The organism is Micromonospora sp. U21, from assembly GCF_018070045.1.
Lineage (GTDB): Bacteria > Actinomycetota > Actinomycetes > Mycobacteriales > Micromonosporaceae > Micromonospora.
On sequence record NZ_JAGPYK010000062.1, the window covers coordinates 1 to 13872 of the forward strand.

The following is a 13872-nucleotide window of genomic DNA, read 5'->3' on the forward strand; positions in this document are numbered from 1 at the left end:
GCCGTTGCCGCTGGCGCTGTTGCGGGTCAGGGTGGTCTTCTCGAGGTAAGCGCGGCCGCCCTTCTCGACCAGCAGCGCACCGCCGTCCTCGCCCCTGTCCTCGTCCTTGTCCTTGCCCTTGTCGTTGCCCTTGTCGTTGTTCTTGTCGTTGTTCTTGTCGTTGTTCTTGTCGTTGTTCTTGTCGTTGTTCTTGTCGTTGTGCGACGAGTTGGTGGAGACGTTGGCTCCGCGGGCCTTGAGCGCGGAGGCCAGGAGTTCCTTGAGCCGCTCCTTCTGCTCCTCGCCCTTCTCGTCCTTCTTGTCCTCGTCCTTCTTGTCCTCGTCGTCGGCGGCCTTGCCGTCCTTGAGGGTCAGATCCTTCAGGGTCAGGTCACCGCCGTCGGCGACCTTGAAGATCCGGAACGCGTCCTTGGAGTCCCGCTTGATCGTCGCGCCCTCACCCTTGATGGTGATCTCCTGCTTGATCACCGGCAGGCCCGTGCGGGACTTCTTGTCGTCCTTGCCGTCGTCCTTCTTGCCGTCGTCCTTCTTGCCGTCGTGCTTCTTGTCGTCGTCCTTCTTGTCGTCGTGCTTCTTGTCCTCGTCGTCGAACTCGTCCAGTTCGTAGGTGCAGTCCTTGGCAAGCTTCAGGGTGCCCCCGTGACCACGGTTGAGCAGATCGATGGCCTCGACCAGATCCTCCTCGTCACAGTCCACCTCCCTGACCCGGTCCCCGTCCTCACCCTTGCCCTTGTCATCCTTACCGTGCTCACCCTTGCCCTCGTCATCCCAGGCCTGGTTGTCCCAGTCGCTGACGTCGGGGCCCTGACCGCCGTGCTTGTCGGCACCGACGTGGGACTTCTCGTCGTCAGCCTTGCCGGCGTCGCTGACGGGCTGCTTACTGGACGATTGAGCGCCCGAGGTTCTGTCGGGGCCACCGGACTTGTCATCACGAGCGGCCAGGCCGCCCAGTGCCGCCAAGCCGACCACGCCGGTCAGTCCGGCAACGCCGGCAGCCACCCAGAGTTTGCGCCGCCCTGTACTTGGTGTGGCCGCGGTAGCCCCATCGTCGGGAGTCGTTTGGTTGTTGGACATCAGTGCCTTCCGCCCTTTCCTGCTACCAGACGGGGCCGCACCGCACGAGGCGGCGCGACCAGCTACAAATCGGTTGCAGCCTTTGACGCCCACCGTATGAGAACGATCCTCGCGATGCGGACTTATCCGAAAAAAGCCCGCATTCGACTCAGGTCCAGCCAGGTGCCCGGCAACCGGGCGGGGTCGACAGGAAGGGTGTGACCAGCACAAACGCGCATCTCGCGGAGACGACGAAGGGCCCCTTCCGCGAACGGGAAGGGGCCTTTCGGGACGTACGGGGTCAGCCGGGCAGGCGGGGGCCCGCCTCGCGCTGCTCACCCAACCAGGTCTCCACCTCGTCGGCCGTGCGCGGCAGCCCGGCCGAGAGGTTAACCGCGCCGGTCGCGGTGACCAGCACGTCGTCCTCGATCCGGATGCCGACACCGCGCAGCTCGGCGGGGACCAGCTCGTCCTCCGGCTGGAAGTACAGCCCCGGCTCGACGGTGAGCACGTAGCCCTCGCCCAGCGTGCCGTCGCGGTACGTCTCCTTTCGGGCGTTCGAGCAGTCGTGCACGTCGATGCCGAGCATGTGGCCGAAGCCGTGCAGCGTCCACCGCCGGTAGACCGAGGACTTCTCGTCCATCGCCTCGTCCACGCTCACCGGCAGCAGGCCCAGCTCTGCCAGGCCCTCAGCGAGCACCCGCATGCAGGTCAGGTGGACGTCCTTGAACTTCACCCCGGGCCGGATGGCCTCGATGCCGGCCTGCTGGGAGGCGTACACGATGTCGTAGACCTGGCGTTGCAGGGTGGTGAACCGGCCGCTCACCGGCAGCACCCGGGTCACGTCGGCGGTGTAGAGGTTGCGCCCCTCGACACCCATGTCCATCAGCAGCAGCTCACCCGGCCGGGTGGCGCCGTGGTTGTGCACCCAGTGCAGGATCGTGGCGTGTTCACCGGCGCCGACGATCGAGCCGTACCCGACGTCGTTGCCGTCGTGCCGGGCCCGCAGCGCGAAGATCCCCTCCAGCAGCCGCTCCGAGACGGCGCGGTCGGCCGGCAGGATCCGGGCCACGTCCTCGAAGCCGCGCACCGTGGCGTCGATCGCGTCCTGGAGCTGGCCGATCTCCCACTCGTCCTTGACGAGCTTCTGCTCCGAGATGGCGATCGCCAGCTCCCGGTCGCGGGGCGGCTGCCCCTCGGCGCGGACCCCGTCGTACGGGCGGACCGCCGCGTCCACCTCGGCGTCGAACCCGCGCAGCACCCGGGTCCGCCCTGGCGGCAGGTCGGCCAGCGTCGCGTCCAGGCCGGTCAGGTCGGCGGTGGGCAGGCCCAGCTCGGTGGACTTCTCGCTGAGCGTGTGTCGCCGGCCCACCCACAGCTCGCCGTGCCGGCTGCGGAAGAACTCGTCGGTCTCCCGGGACGAGCGGGGCCGCATGTACAGCGTGGCGTCGTGCCCGGAGCCGTTCGGGCGCAGCACCAGCACGCTGTCCGGGTTGTGGTCGCCGGTCAGGTAGGCGAAGTCACTGCCCGGCCGGAACGGGTAGGCGGTGTCGTTGGCCCGGACCTTCTCGGGGCCGGTCGGGATCACCAGCGTCTCGCCGGGGAAGGCCGCCGAGAGCGCGGCCCGCCGCTTGGCGTAGTTGGGGGCCTCCGGTCGGGGCGCCACCGGGAGCGCGCTGTCCCGCCAGCCCTGCCGCATGAAGGACAGGAACGCCTCCGGGAAGTCCGGATCGTGCGATTCCGTACCGTCCGTCGGCGTACCGTCGGTGCGTCCCTCGGTCATTGCGCCGCTCCCTCCGTGTCATTGCCGCTCCCGACGGTACCGCGCGCCCGTTTCGCGGTGGCGCCGGGCGGGAGCGCTCCGGATCGACGGACGGCTGCGACGGGCCCACGGCGCGCGTGGGAAGATGACCACCATGTGCGGACTCCTGGCCTTCTTCAGCGCGAACGGCAACGCCGCCGCGCACCGCGACCACATCGCCGGAGCGTTGGAATGCCTGCACCACCGCGGGCCCGACGAGACAGGGGTCGAGGTAATCGGCGACGCCTCCGGCCGGTACGCGGACGGAGTGTTCGCCCACAAGCGGCTCGCCATCATCGACGTCGCGTCGAGCCACGAGCCGCTGCCCTACGCGAACGGCCGTTACCTGCTCACCTTCAACGGTGAGATCTACAACTACATCGAGCTGCGCGACGAGCTGATCCGGGACTTCGGCGCCCAGTTCGCCACCGCCGGTGACGGCGAGGTGATTGTCGCCGGCTACCACTTCTGGGGCGAGCAGGTGCTCACCCGGTTGCGCGGCATGTTCGCCTTCGTCATCTGGGACCGGCAGGAGCGGCGCGCGTTCGGTGCCCGCGACTACTTCGGCATCAAGCCGATGCACTATCTGGAGACCGCCGACGGGCTCTACCTGGCCTCGGAGAAGAAGGCGCTGCTGCCGTTCGCGCACAGCAGCTACCAGGGCGACGCGGGCGTCGACACGGCGAACCTCAGCCACTACCTGACCCTGCAGTACGTCCCCGAGCCCGGCACCCTGCACAAGGGCATCAACCGGATCGGCTCCGGGGAGTACCTGAACTGGACCCCGGGCGGGCGGATCGACGTACGCCGGTGGTACCGGCCGGTGTTCCGGCCGGCGGCGGTCGACGACGAGCAGAAGCTCTACCACGAGATCCGGGAGACGCTGCGGGAGAGCGTGCGCATGCACATGCGCTCCGACGTGCCGGTCGGCTCGTTCCTGTCCAGCGGCATCGACTCCACCGCGGTGGTAGCGCTGGCCCGGGAGTTCAACCCGAACATCCTCACCTTCACCGTCGGCTTCGACGTGCCGGGCTATTCGGAGATCGACGTCGCCCAGGATTCGGCCCGGCACCTGGACGTCACCACCATCCCCACCAAGATCGGTCCGCAGGACATGATCGACGCGCTGCCGAAGATCGTCTGGCACCTGGACGACCCGGTGGCCGACCCGGCGCTGGTGCCGCTCTACTTCGTGGCGAAGAAGGCCGCCGAGCACGTCACGGTGGTGCTCTCCGGCGAGGGGGCCGACGAGTTCTTCGGCGGCTACACGATCTACCGCGAGCCGCTGTCGCTGGGCACCGTCAACGGCCTGCCCGGCGGGGTGCAGAAGGGGCTGCGCGCGGTCTCCAAGGCGATCCCGCAGGGGGTCAAGGGCAAGAGCTTCCTGGAGCGCGGCACCACCCCGATCGAGGAGCGCTACTACGGCAACGCCCGGATGTTCACCGAGGAGGAGAAGCAGCACCTGCTGCGCCGCTACGACCCCTCGGTGCGCTACACCGACGTGACCGCCCCGATCTATGCGGAGTGCACGGAGCTGGACGACGTCACCAAGATGCAGTACGTCGACCTCTACACCTGGCTGCGCGGGGACATCCTGGTCAAGGCCGACCGGATCTCGATGGCCCACTCGCTGGAGGTGCGGGTGCCGTTCCTCGACCGTGCGGTGTTCGACGTCGCGGCGAAGATCCCGGTCGACCTCAAGCTGCCGCCACGCTCCGACGCCACGAAGTACGCGATGCGCCAGGCGTTGCAGGGCGTCGTTCCACCGGCCATCGTCAACCGCAGGAAGCTGGGCTTCCCGACCCCCACCCGGGTCTGGCTGCGCGGCGAGATGTACGAGTGGGCCCGGCACGTGCTGAGCACCTCGGGCGCTGGTGACCTGCTCGACCTGTCGTACGCGCTGCGGTTGCTCGACGAGCACAAGCGGGAGGAGGCCGACCACTCCCGCAAGGTGTGGACGGTGCTGATCTTCTGCATCTGGCACGCCATCTTCGTGGCCAAGACCCTCGACCCGGGCATCCAGCGCAACCAGTCCGCCCTGCTCACCAAGCCGGTGGTCGGCTCCATGGTCCGCTGACGTACAAGGAGGGGCCCCCTGTTATCGCATCCCGCATAGCAGGGGGCCCTTCTTAACGTGCGGTTCTCCGGTCCGCGCCAGCGGCCCGGGTCGGCTGGGTCAGCGGCGGGCGCAGGTGACCGTGGGGAGAGTGTTGGTGCCCGTCGTGCTGGCCAGGAAGCCGAAGGTCGTGGTGCCCTCCGGTGCGACCGTGCCGTTGTGCGCGACGTTGGTGGCCGTCACCGACGAGCCGGACGAGGTCTGGGTGGCGTTCCAGATCTGACTCATGGACTGTCCGCTGGGCCAGGTCCAGCTCGCGGTCCAGCCGTTGAACGGCGTACTGCCATGGTTCATGATCATGACTTCACCCTGGAAGCCGCCCTGCCACGCGCTGACGACCTTGTAGACCGCCATGCAGTCACCGCCGTGCGGCGGCGGGGTGGTCGGGTCCGGGTTGGGCGGGGGAGTCGTCGGGTTGGGTGGGGGAGTGGTCGGGTTCGGTGGCGGGGTGCCGCCCGGACCCACGCCGGTCACCTGGCCGTTGCCGCCGTCGAAGGTCACGTCGGAGCAGCCGAAGAAGTTCTCCTGCGAGTCCGAGCGCACCCAGCGGGAGTAGATGATGTGCCGGCCGCTCTTGCCCGATGGCAGGTTGCCGCTGAAGTAGTAGTGCCCCTCGTTGGTGCCGACCCCGCCACGCTGCGGCGGGTTGGTCACCGTCAGGAACGGCTGCTCCTCCAGGTCGCTCCAGGCCAGCGCCCGGGTCGGGCTCCAGCTGTTCTTGGTCACGTAGAAGTAGAACGTGCCCGGGTGGTGCGCCCAGTTGCTGTACCGGAAGTCCAGCCGCGCCCCGGCGGTCAGGTGGGTCAACGGCCAGTCGGTACGGGGCAGGTCGTAGCCGCGGTAGCCGGGATTGCCACCGCTGCACAGCTGCCCGTCGGGGATGAAGCCGACCGTCCGGCCGCCGGCGTCGGAGCGCAGCACGCTGAACCAGTTGTAGAGCGAGTTCGCGCCGCTCTGTGCCACGGCGGCAGAGCACGCGGGGTTGTTCGGCCTGATCTCGCCGGTCTGGCTCAGCCCGTCCTGCCAGCACAGGAAGGTGCGGCTGCCGGGGGTCATCGCCGCACCGTGCGCGGCGGCCGGCTCCGGGCTGGACGCCAGGGCGACGGCGCCCAGGGTGAGGGTCACGGCCGCGGTGAGCAACGCGGCCGTACGGGAACGGTTCACGGGTTCTCCTGACTCGCGAGGCGCGCCGCCCTAGCCGCCCCGCCGCAATCGGGTGGGATGTGGCCTGGTCGCCCCGCTGCAGGGAGCGGAAGCGACGATCGCGGTGCGTGCCCCGGCGGGAATCGGCCGGTGGACACGCGCCGTCAACGGTCCCTGTCGCGGACCGGCGCCCTCGCGTCGATCGAACCCGGCAACCGGCGGCGCGGCAGCCCTCGCACCGCCCGGTACGCGTCATCCCACCACGCCGCCCGGCCGCTGCGCAATAGCTCACCCTCGATGTCTCAGGCCGACTGGCGGGCGATCCTAAGAGGAGCTTCTCCAGGGTGATCGGCAGCTCGTACTGCCGGCGCCCGGTGGCGTCGTACACGGCGTTGGCGATCGCGGCCGCCACGCCCACCACGCCGATCTCCCCGACGCCCTTCATGCCGAGCGGGTTCACCACCTCGTCGCGCAGCTCGATGGTGTCCACCACCACGTCCGGCGCGTCCGCGTTGACCGGCACCAGGTAGTCGCCGAGGCTGGCGTTGGCCCAGCGGCCAAGCCGTGGGTCCATCCGGGTGGCCTCCAGCAGCGCCTGGCCCAGCCCCCAGAGCATCCCGCCCATGAGCTGGCTGTGCGCGGTCTTGCGGTTGAGCACCCGGCCCGGGGCGAACACGCCGACCATCCGGCGTACCCGGACCACGCCGAGGTCGGCGTCCACCGCCACCTCGGCCATCTGCGCGCCGAAGGTGTGCACCCCGTACCCGGCGTCCTGCGGCGGCGGGTTCCAGGTGCCGAGCACCTCCACGTCCGGTACGAAGGTGCGATGCATCAGGTCGGCGTACGTCTCGCCGACGTCGGGCCGGTCGCGCAGCACCATCTTGCCGTCGCGGACCTGCACGGCGGCCGGGTCGGCGCCGCGCAGCGGTGAGTGGTCGTCGGCCACCGCCCGCCGGATCAGCTCGTCGCGTAGCTGGGTCGTCGCCAGGTGTACGGCCGAGCCCACCGCGCTGGTGCCGGCGGAACCCACTGCGGCCGTGACGTTCGGCAGGTCGCTGCTGCCGCCCACAAACCGCACCCGCTCCACCGGAATGCCCAGCCCGTCCGCTGCGACCTGGGTCATCGCGGTGAAGACCCCCGTGCCGAACTCCGAGACACCGGCCTCGACCACCGCGGTGCCGTCGTTGTAGAGCCGAGCCCGGGCCCGCTGCGGGTTCACCGGCTGGGTGACCGGGTAGAGCGCGCTGGCCATGCCGGTGCCGATCAACCAGTTCCCCTCCCGCCGGGATCGGGGCAGCGGGCGGCCGTGCCAGCCGAACAGTTCGGCGGCCCGCTGGTAGCACTCCGTCAACCCGCTGCTCGACCACGGCTTGCCGCTCTCCGGGTCGGTCGCCGAGTAGTTGCGCAGTCGCAGCTCCAGCGGGTCGACGCTGATCTGCTCGGCCAGCTCGTCCATCGCGCACTCCAGCGCGAACATTCCGGTCGCCTCGCCCGGGGCCCGGGTGAAGGTCGGTGTGATGGTGTTCCCCCGGACGAGGTGGTAGACCCCCTCATAGTTCGGGCTGGTGTAGGCCACCGACGGGCTCTGCAACGACGGCTCCGCCCAGTCGTCGAACGGAGAGGTGAGCGAGAGCTTGTGGTGGCGCAGCGCGGTGATCCGGCCGTCCGCCCGCGCGGCGAGAGTGATCCGCTGCTCCTGCTCCTCGCGGTGCCCGCAGGACGTGAACATCTGCTCCCTGGTGAGTACCAGTCGTACCGGCCGGCCCACGTGCCGGGCGGACAGCGCGGCCAACGCCGGGTGGTGCCAGACCATGGCCTTGGACCCGAAGCTGCCGCCGACGGCGTGGCTGACCACCCGGATCGAGATGGGTGGCAGACCGAGCAGCTCGGCGAGGGTGAACTGGACGGCGTTCGGCCCCTGGGTCGAGTCGTAGACGGTGAGCCGGTCGGCGTCCTCCCAGACCGCGGTGCTGGCCGACGGCTCGATCGGGTTGTGGTGGTTGGGCGCGAAGCGGTAGGTGGCGTCCACGCACACGTCCGCGTCGGCCAGCGCCTTGGCCACGTCACCCCGGGACGCGTGCCCGGGCAGCAGCCCGCCAAAGATCCGCTCGGGCACGTACGCCTGGTCCCGGGCCTGGTCCAGCAGGGTGGTGGCGGGCGTGGTGGCGTACTCGAAGCGGATGAGGGTGCCGGCGTGGTCGGCGCGTTCGATGGTGTCGGCGACCACGACGGCGACCGGCTGGCCGGCGTAGTGGACCGTCTCGTCCTGCATCGGGAAGAAGGTCTGCCCCGGTGCGGCCAGCCCGGCCAGCGACGGGAGCAGCCTCGGCACGGTGGCGACCCGACCCAGGTTGCGATGGGTGAGCACGGCGAGCACACCGTCGGCCCGCTCGGCCTCGCTGGTGTCGATGGCGGTGATCCGACCGCTGGCGATCTTCGCGTTCACCACCACGGCGTGCGCCAGGTTGGGCACCGGGATCTCGGCCGAGTACCGCGACTCGCCGCGCACCTTGAAGCGGCCGTCCACCCGGTTGAGGGTCGCGCCGATCGCCGGGCTCATGCCGTGCCCTCCCGCCGCGCCATGCTCTCCAGGGCCCGGACCATGGTCCGCCGGGCCAGCTCGATCTTGAAGGCGTTCATTGCGTGCGGCACCGCCGGCGCCAGCTCCGCCTCGGCGGCGCGGGCGAACGACTCGGTGGTCGCTGGTGCGCCGTCGAGCAGCCGCTCGGCCCGCCGGGCCCGCCACGGTTTGGTGGCCACCCCGCCCAGGGCCAGCCGGATCTCGGTGATGCGACCGCCGGCGACCGACATGGCCACCGCGACGGAGGCGAGCGCGAACTCGTACGACTCGCGGTCGCGGATCTTGATGTACCGGGAGGTGGCCGCGGCCGGCGTCGGAGGCAGGTCGATGCCGGTCACCAGCTCGCCGTGCGTCAGCGGGTGCTCCCGTTCCGGGGTCTGCCCCGGGAGCAGGAAGAAGTCGTCGATCGGGATGTTCCGCTGCCCGGCCGGGCCTTCGGTCTGCACCACCGCGTCGAGTGCGACCAGGGCCACGCCGAGGTCCGAGGGGTGGGTGGCGATGCAGCAGTCGCTGGTGCCGAGCACCGCGTGCCCCCGGTTGACCCCGTCGATCGCGCTGCATCCGGTGCCCGGGGCCCGTTTGTTGCAGCCGGCCGCGACGTCCCGGAAGTAGCTGCACCGCACCCGCTGCAGAAGGTTGCCCGCGATGGTGGCCATGTTCCGCAGCTGCGGGGAGGCGCCGAGCAGCAGTGCCTCGGCCACCATCGGGTAGCGCCGGACCAGCTCCGGCTCCTCGGCCACGTCGCTCATCCGGGCCAGCCCACCGAGCCGCAACCCGCCGCCGGGCAGCTCCTCGATCCGGTTCAGCGGCAGGTCGTTGATGTCGACCAGGCGCCGCGGTTGTTCGACGTAGATGCGCAGCAGGTCGACCTGGGTGGTGCCGCCGGCCAGGAAGGTGCTCTCCGGGTCGGCGCTCACCGCGCCGATCGCGGTGGCGACGTCGGTGGCGCGGGAGTAGCTAACGGGACGCATCGCCGCGGCCCCCCTGGTCGCGGACGCGGCGGACGGCCGTGCGGATGTGCGGGTACGCGGCGCAGCGGCAGATGTTGCCGCTCATCCACTCCCGGATCTCGGTGTCGTCGCCGGCGTGCCCCTCGGCGAGCAGCGCCACCGCGGACATGATCTGCCCCGGGGTGCAGTAGCCGCACTGGAACGCGTCGCAGTCCAGGAACGCCTGCTGCATGGGGTGCAGCGTGTCCCCGTCGGACAGTCCCTCGATCGTGGTCACCTCGCGGTTCTCGCAGGTGATCGCCAGGGTCAGGCAGGACAGCACCCGGCGCCCGTCCACCCACACGGTGCACGCGCCGCAGGCGCCCTGGTTGCAACCCTTCTTGGTGCCGGTCAGCTCGAGGCGGTCGCGGAGGGCGTCGAGCAGACTGACCCGCGGCTCGATGGTCGTGGTCCTGCTCTCGCCGTTGACCTGCAGGTGGACCTCCACCTCGCCGGGGCCCCGGACCACCGCGTGGTCCGGGTTCGGCGCCGTTCGCAGTGCCTGGTAGGACTTCACCGACTCACACCCCCTCGTGACGGAATCGACCATATCCTTCACATAAGAACGTTTTCCTCCTTTCACGACGAAGCGGGGCAGCGCGTGCCGGACGTGTTCGACGAGGTGCACCGCCGCTGCCGCGCCGGCGAGCCGGTCGCCCTGGCCACCGTCGTGGCCACCTGGCGGTCCGCGCCACAGCCCCCGGGCGCCAGCATGCTGGTCGCGGCCGACGGCACGGTCACCGGCAGCGTCTCCGGCGGCTGCGTTGAGGCCGACCTCTACGAACGGGCCCGCCGCGTGCTCGACACCGGCGCCCCCGAGCTGAGCCGCTACGGAGTCAGCGACGACGCCGCGTACACCGCGGGCCTGACCTGCGGCGGGGTGCTCGACGTGTTCGTGGAGCGGATCGACGGCGGCCGGCTCGTGGAGCTGGACGCGGTCGACGCGGCGCGCCGGGCCGGCCAACCGGTGGCGGTGGTCACCTGCGTGGCGGCCGACGCCGGCGATCCGCCGGGCGCGGTGCCGGCCGACCCGGCCGGACGACTGGGTCGGCGGCTGGTGCTGGCCGGGCAACGCATGACCGGCTCGCTCGGCGACGACCGGCTGGACGCCGCCGCCACGGCCGACGCCCTCGGGCTGCTCGCCGCCGGGCACAGCGGGGTGCTCCGGTACGGCTACCACGGGCAGCGCCGGGGCGCCGGCCTGAGCCTCTTCGTGACCGCGTACGCCACCCCACCCCGGATGATCGTCTTCGGGGCGATCGACTTCGCCGCCGCGGTGGCCCGGATCGGCGCGTTCCTCGGCTACCGGGTGACGGTCTGCGACGCCCGTCCGGTCTTCGCCACCGCTCGGCGCTTCCCCGAGGCGGACGAGGTGGTGGTGCGGTGGCCGCACCGCTACCTGGGGGCGGAGCTGGACGCCGGCCGTGTCGACGGGCGGACGGTGGTCTGCGTGCTGACCCACGACCCGAAGTTCGACGTGCCGCTGCTGGCGCTGGCGCTGCGCCACCGGCTCGCGTACGTCGGCGCGATGGGGTCGCGGCGCACGCACGACGAGCGGCACAAGCTGCTGCGCGAGGCGGGGCTGAGCCCGGAGCAGCTCGCTCGGCTCGCCTCGCCGATCGGGCTGGACCTCGGTGGGCGTACCCCGGAGGAGACCGCGGTGAGCGTGGCCGCGCAGATCGTCGCGGGGCGCTGGGGCGGGACCGGTCGCCCGCTGACGGCACTCGGCGGGCCGATCCACCAGGCGGGGTAGCGCCCGGGCGGTGGATCGGCGCCCCGGTCGGGCCGGACCGCGCCTTCGGGGCCCACCGGGCCGTGCGCTGTGCCAGCCTGGTGCCACGCCGATTGGAGGCGGGCGGTGGGCGGCTGGCGACGACGAAGGGACCGGCATGGGATACGCGGTGGTGCTCGGCGAGGCGCTCGTCGATCTGCTCGACACCGAGCGGGACGGCGAGCGGGTCTACCGGCAGGCGATCGGCGGCGGGCCGCTCAACGTCGCCGTCGGCGTGGCCCGGCTCGGCGGCGCGGCGCAGTTCGTCGGCTCACTCGGCGACGACGTGCTGGCCGGGCGGATTCGCGCCTTCCTGGCCGCGGCCGATGTCGGTCTGGCCGGCGCGGTCACGCTTCCGGTGCCGACCACCCTCGCGGTGGTCACCTTCGCCGGCCCGGAACCCGACTTCCGCTTCTACGGGGAGCCGCCCTCCTACGGCCTGCTCGCTCCCGAGGATCTGGACCTGGCGCTGCTGGAGGGGGCCGACGTGCTCTACTGCGGCTCCGTCGTGCTGCTCCGACCCAGCACTCTGGCGGCCGCCCGACGTGCCTGGGCGCTCGCCACCGGCCTGCGGGTCTTCGACCCGAACGTGCGCCCCCGGCTCCTCGACGGGCCGGGCGCGCTGGCCGGGCTGCGCGAGGTGGTGGCCGAGTTCGCGGCCGGCGCGCACCTGGTCAAGCTGAGCACCGCCGACGCCGAACTGCTCTACCCGGGTGAGCCGGTCGAGGGAGTGGCCGCGTACCTGCGCGAGCTGGGCGCCGCGACGGTCGTGGTGACGCTCGGCGCGGCCGGCGCGGTGCTGGCCGCCGCCGCCGCCGACCCGGTCCGGGTGCCGGCTCCCCGGGTCGACGCGGTCGACGCCACCGGCGCCGGCGACTCGGTGATGGCCGCGTTGATCGCCGACCTGCTCCTCGACGGCGAGCCGGCCGACCCGGCGGGCTGGGTCGAGCGGGTGGCGTTCGCGCTGCGGGTGGCCGGCCTGGTCTGCGAGTCACCGGGCGGCGCCACCGCCATGCCCACCCGCGCCGACGTCCAGCGCCGCTTCGGAATCTAGGCGGTGCCGTCGAGTTCGAGGTAGCCGCGGCGGGCGGCGACAAGGGCGGCGCGGGCGCCGAAGGGCGCCTCGGCGGCGACCCGTTCCGGCGGCGCGCCGCCGGTGTGCCCGGCCCGGATCAGCCAGGCCAGCTTCGCCAGCTCGGCGTGCTGGTCGCGGACGAACTCCACGTCCACCGGGTCGCCGTGGCCCGGCACCACCACCGTGCCCACGGTGGTCAGCCGGAGCAGGTCGGCGACCGCGTCCGGCCACTGCAGGGGGTACGAGTCCTCGAAGGCGGGCGGGCCGCTCTGCTCCACCAGGTCCCCGGCGACCAGCACGTCCGCGTCGGGTACGTGCACCACCAGATCGGCGTCGGTGTGCCCCCGCCCGGGGTGACGCAGCAGCACCCGCCGGCCGCCCAGGTCGAGTGCCGTCTCGGTGTGCACGGTGTGCGTCGCGGCGAGCAGCGGCGTGTCGGCCAGCTCGGCGGCGAGCGCCGGGTGCTCCGCGCGCAGCTCCCCGTACGCCTCCCGGCGCAGCCGCTCCGGCTCCTCGCGCAGGGCCGCGACGGCCAGCGCGTGCGCGTACACCGGGCGGGGCGGGTCGCCGGCCAGGACGGCGTTGCCGAAGCAGTGGTCGTAGTGGTGGTGGGTGTTGACCAGCGTCAGCGGACGGTCGGTGACCGCCCGGACGGCGGCGGCCAGCTCGGTGGCCTGGGCCGCTGAGGAGAGAGTGTCCACGAGCAGCGCCTCGTCGTCGCCGACGACCAGGGTGACGTTGACCCGCAGCAGCGGCTCGCGCAGCAGGTGCACCCGGTCGGCGACCTCGACGAACCCGCCGGTCATGACGCCCGCCCGGCACGCTCGACGAAGCGTTGCCGGTCCACCAGGATCCGGTCCACCCGACCGCGGGCCACCGTCTCGTCGCCGTCGCTGACGGTGACCTCGAACGACAGCCGGCGACCGTCGACGGCCGCCAGCAGGGCCTGCGCCCGGACCGTCCGGCCGACCACGGTCGGCGCCAGGTGCTCCAGCTCGACCCGGGTCCCCACGGTGGTCGACCCGGACGGCATCGCGGTCGCGGTCGCCGCGACGGTGGCCGCCTCGGCCAGCGCGAGCACGCGGGGTGTGCCGAGCACCGGTACGTCCCCGGAACCGACCGCCTGGGCGGTGTCCGCGTCGGTGACGGTCAACTCGACCCGGGCGGTCAGACCCGGCGCGAAGGCCGGCTCGGGCTGCTCCTGCATGGTCGCCAGCCTAGACGAGTAGTTCCGAAGTCAGGGGTCGATGTCTGGGCATGAAGAGAGGGCATCCAAGATCATGTTGTGACGCAAGACCTGGATACCCTCTTGACCGCACTGTACGTGAAGATCGACGACACCA

Annotated in this window: 9 protein-coding genes and 2 pseudogenes; 3 read left to right on the forward strand and 8 right to left on the reverse strand. The window is 71.6% G+C overall.

Annotation, left to right across the window (positions count from 1 at the left end):
- Both KBX63_RS34370 and KBX63_RS34375 read right to left on the reverse strand, forming a co-directional pair.
- A pseudogene (locus KBX63_RS34370) lies at positions 1-999 on the reverse strand (hypothetical protein); the annotation flags it as partial.
- A 355-nt stretch (positions 1000-1354) separates the two neighbouring features.
- Positions 1355-2836, reverse strand: coding sequence for an aminopeptidase P family protein (locus KBX63_RS34375; RefSeq protein WP_210918600.1), 1482 nt, complete (start codon positions 2834-2836; stop codon positions 1355-1357).
- 133 nt (positions 2837-2969) lie between these two features.
- Here KBX63_RS34375 and asnB point away from each other — a divergent pair, with 133 nt between their 5' ends.
- Positions 2970-4931, forward strand: coding sequence for an asparagine synthase (glutamine-hydrolyzing) (gene asnB, locus KBX63_RS34380; RefSeq protein WP_210918601.1), 1962 nt, complete (start codon positions 2970-2972; stop codon positions 4929-4931).
- 99 nt (positions 4932-5030) lie between these two features.
- Here the strand turns inward: asnB and KBX63_RS35855 are convergent, their stop codons facing one another.
- From KBX63_RS35855 to KBX63_RS34400, 4 genes and pseudogenes are all read right to left on the reverse strand, one after another.
- Entirely contained in the window at positions 5031-6134 is a 1104-nt protein-coding gene (locus KBX63_RS35855) for a lytic polysaccharide monooxygenase (protein ID WP_307871950.1), read from the reverse strand.
- A 490-nt stretch (positions 6135-6624) separates the two neighbouring features.
- A pseudogene (locus KBX63_RS35860) lies at positions 6625-8673 on the reverse strand (xanthine dehydrogenase family protein molybdopterin-binding subunit); the annotation flags it as partial.
- Positions 8670-9665, reverse strand: a complete 996-nt coding sequence (locus KBX63_RS34395) for a xanthine dehydrogenase family protein subunit M (RefSeq protein ID WP_210918603.1) — start codon at positions 9663-9665, stop codon at positions 8670-8672. The pseudogene KBX63_RS35860 and the gene KBX63_RS34395, both read right to left, overlap by 4 nt.
- On the reverse strand, positions 9652-10152 hold the full coding sequence (locus tag KBX63_RS34400) for a (2Fe-2S)-binding protein (RefSeq protein ID WP_374102300.1): 501 nt from the start codon (positions 10150-10152) through the stop codon (positions 9652-9654). Before KBX63_RS34400 ends, KBX63_RS34395 begins: the two co-directional genes overlap by 14 nt.
- Before the next feature lie 132 nt (positions 10153-10284).
- Between KBX63_RS34400 and KBX63_RS34405 the strand changes: the two genes are divergently transcribed.
- Together KBX63_RS34405 and KBX63_RS34410 are read left to right on the forward strand one after the other, a co-directional pair.
- Positions 10285-11436 (forward strand): XdhC family protein, encoded by a 1152-nt coding sequence (locus KBX63_RS34405; protein ID WP_210918605.1) that lies wholly within the window; start codon positions 10285-10287, stop codon positions 11434-11436.
- A gap of 136 nt (positions 11437-11572) precedes the next feature.
- Positions 11573-12508 (forward strand): PfkB family carbohydrate kinase, encoded by a 936-nt coding sequence (locus KBX63_RS34410; protein WP_210918606.1) that lies wholly within the window; start codon positions 11573-11575, stop codon positions 12506-12508.
- Here KBX63_RS34410 and KBX63_RS34415 read toward each other — a convergent pair.
- Positions 12505-13335: an MBL fold metallo-hydrolase gene (locus KBX63_RS34415; RefSeq protein WP_210918607.1), complete on the reverse strand. Its 831-nt coding sequence runs from the start codon at positions 13333-13335 to the stop codon at positions 12505-12507. The genes KBX63_RS34410 and KBX63_RS34415 overlap by 4 nt on opposite strands.
- The gene (locus KBX63_RS34420; RefSeq protein ID WP_210918608.1) at positions 13332-13736 is read right to left on the reverse strand and encodes a thioesterase family protein; all 405 of its coding nucleotides are present in this window, start codon (positions 13734-13736) and stop codon (positions 13332-13334) included. The genes KBX63_RS34415 and KBX63_RS34420 overlap by 4 nt, the downstream gene beginning before the upstream one ends.
- Positions 13737-13872: the final 136 nt, after the last annotated feature.